Annotated in this window: 3 protein-coding genes; 2 read left to right on the top strand and 1 reads right to left on the bottom strand. The window is 59.0% G+C overall.

Features of this window, described 5'->3' with window-relative positions; genetic code table 11:
- Nucleotides 1-312 (bottom strand): type IV pili methyl-accepting chemotaxis transducer N-terminal domain-containing protein (locus HQL56_19495; protein MBF0311701.1); only part of this gene is annotated, 312 nt, incomplete at its 3' end.
- 294 nt (nt 313-606) lie between these two features.
- Between HQL56_19495 and HQL56_19490 the strand changes: the two genes are divergently transcribed.
- Both HQL56_19490 and HQL56_19485 read left to right on the top strand, forming a co-directional pair.
- Nucleotides 607-1,242 (top strand): response regulator, encoded by a 636-nt coding sequence (locus HQL56_19490; protein MBF0311700.1) that lies wholly within the window; start codon nt 607-609, stop codon nt 1,240-1,242.
- Between the two features lie 104 nt (nt 1,243-1,346).
- Nucleotides 1,347-2,399 carry a virulence RhuM family protein gene (locus HQL56_19485; GenBank protein ID MBF0311699.1) on the top strand — a complete coding sequence of 351 codons (1,053 nt, stop codon included), beginning with the start codon at nt 1,347-1,349 and terminating at the stop codon, nt 2,397-2,399.
- Nucleotides 2,400-2,687 lie beyond the last annotated feature (288 nt).

The following is a 2,687-nucleotide window of genomic DNA, read 5'->3' as shown; positions in this document are numbered from 1 at the left end:
CACCCCCGCACGGGCGTTTTCAGCCCGGCGGGCGGGGGTCTCCCCCCCCCCCAGTTCCGCCAGTTGTTTTTCCAAAGGCTGCCATATCCGGCCCACCTCCCGCAACAGCTCCACCACCTCCCCCGAGGGCGGGGCCATGGGCACGGGACGCGACTCCCGCCGATTCAGGCTGCCCGGCGCCGCTCCCCCCTGTTGCAACGCCTTCAACGTCTCCCCGAAGGCCCAAACCGAGCCCTGCAAGGTCTCCCGGCTCTCCGCCGTGGCCTCCCCGGCGTGAATCAATATCTCCTTGGCCATTTTTTGACTGAGCATGCGCTGCCGCCCTGCCAGATTAATCGTTTCGCCGTCAAGCTTTTAGGTATTCGTAGCAAACAGAACAAGACTTAATATCACCGGCAACGCAGCCACCAATACCCCATTGGTCAGCATCAAGATCCGTTTGATGTTCATCGGTTCTGAATCCTCACGAACGCACCTTAAAAAAAGGTTGCATCCAACCGTCGATAGGATGTATCCCTAGAGGGAATATAAAAATGAGCCGGTGCAGGAAGTCTGATACCATCCACCATGCGGCCTTTGTCCGCAAGAGAAAACTATCTAAAAACCATGAACTCGTTTTCGACATCCGGGCCCAAAGCCGATGAAACCATTCCCGGGGGGGAAGAATCGGAGTATCTGAGCACGACCGAGGCCGCACGACTGTTGCGGGTTTCCCTGCCAACCATTCACCATTGGGCCCAGCGCGGCGTGCTACGCTCCTGGAAAACCCCCGGAGGGCAACGTCGCATTGCCAGCGCCTCCGTGGATGCCCTGTTGCGCCAACAGCGTCGCGAACTGACTCCGGTCAGTACCGCCGGTTTCTCCATTCTGCTGGTGGAGGACGATCAGGACCAGGTGGCTTTGTTCCGACAGAAGACCAGCCAGTGGCGGATTTCGCTGGAGCTGCTGGTGGCGGGAAACGGCTTTGACGGCCTGATCCTGGCGGAACGCCACAAACCCGATCTGCTGGTGGTCGACCTGCTCATGCCGGGCATGGATGGTTTTCGCATGATCCGGGAGCTGCGGGACGAACCCATCCTCTCCCGCATGCGGGTGGTGGTGGTCACCTCCCTTTCCCAGGAGGAGATCGACCAGCAGGGCGGCCTGCCCGCCTCCGTGCCGGTCTTCCGCAAGCCGCTCTCCTTTCCCAAACTGAAAGGGGTCATCGAATCGGCCATGGCGGAGCGCGCCCTGGCGGTGTGAGGCGGTACGGACACGACGCATGGAAACAGGGGCAACGTCCAGCGGGGCGTTGCTCCTCTTTTCAAAACCCTTGCCGCCAACCGCACCCCCCGAACCGGACGCCGATGAACTCCCCAGACACACCCGATACCGGTGAGATGCTGCTCTACCGCACCGAAGACGGACAGACCCGGGTGGAGTGCCGTTTTGCCGACAAATCCCTCTGGATGACCCAGTCCCTCATGGCGCAGCTCTTCCAAACCTCCCCACAAAATGTCACCCTCCACCTTCAGGCGCTTTACGAAGAAGGAGAGATCGAGAAGGGGGCAACGTGTAAGGATTACTTACACGTTCGCCAGGAAGGAGCGCGCACGGTTCGCCGCACCGTCAAACACTACAACCTGGACGCCATTCTGGCTGTAGGCTATCGGGTGCGTTCGGCCCGTGGCGTGCAGTTCCGCCGCTGGGCCACGGAACGTTTGCGGGAGTACCTCGTCAAGGGCTTCATCCTGGATGATCAGCGTCTGAAAAATCCACCGGTGGCCGGGTCCACCGTTCCGGACCACTTCGACGAACTGCTGGAGCGGATCCGGGATATCCGCGCCAGCGAACGCCGCATGTATCTTCGGGTGAAGGAGATTTTCACCCTGGCAGCGGACTACGCTCCCTCGGATCGGGAGACGACGGCCTTTTTTCAACATATGCAAAACAAACTGCACTTCGCCGTCACCGGAGCCACCGCTCCCGAGCTGATCGCCCGACGCGCCGACCACACTGCTTCCAACATGGGCCTCACCTCCTGGAAAGGAAGCGTGGTGCGCAAGGCGGATGTCTCCATCGCCAAGAACTATCTGAACCAGGATGAGATTGCCGAACTGAACCGCATCGTGGTTATGTGGCTGGACTTCGCAGAGGATCGGGCAAGACACCGCAAACAGGTCTTTCTCCAGGACTGGGAACGCCGATTGGATGAGTTCCTGCGTTTCAACGAACGGGCCGTTCTTTCCGATACCGGCACGATCAGTCGCAAGGCCGCCCAGGAACAGGCCGAAGCGGAATACGACGCCTTCGCCACGCGCCGCCGCGCCTTTTTGGAAGCCGAAAGCGAGAGGGAGGGGCTTCAGGAATTGCTTAACGCGAAGACCCTGACTGAACGACTCCCTCGTAGCGGCAAATAGTCTTCCGGACCCACATGCAAATTTACACGAAGTCGGCTTGACAGAGACAGGTCATTTGCCTGATTCTCTACCACGAGTTGTTTGTCGTTGTCTGGAGGATCCCAACAGGAAAGCCCTTTATGGAGGCACTCTCTCATGCCGCTCATTCCTATAGCGAAATTATTGGTTGACACAGAGAATTTCCGCTTCGGCTCCGCGAAAACCGGCTCGCAAAGAGAGGCGCTCAAAAAGATGTTATTCCATTTCTGTTTCATTCGTTCATTAATACGGGGGTCCGGGGGCGATTAT

This window comes from Magnetococcales bacterium (assembly GCA_015231925.1).
GTDB lineage: Bacteria > Pseudomonadota > Magnetococcia > Magnetococcales > JADGAQ01 > JADGAQ01.
This window is presented reverse-complemented; position numbering and strand designations above follow the sequence as displayed.

Coding starts and splice junctions, on each gene's coding strand:
- HQL56_19485 (MBF0311699.1), top strand. CDS start 1,347: ATGAACTCCCCAGACACACCCGATACCGGTGAGATGCTGCTCTACCGC.
- HQL56_19490 (MBF0311700.1), top strand. CDS start 607: ATGAACTCGTTTTCGACATCCGGGCCCAAAGCCGATGAAACCATTCCC.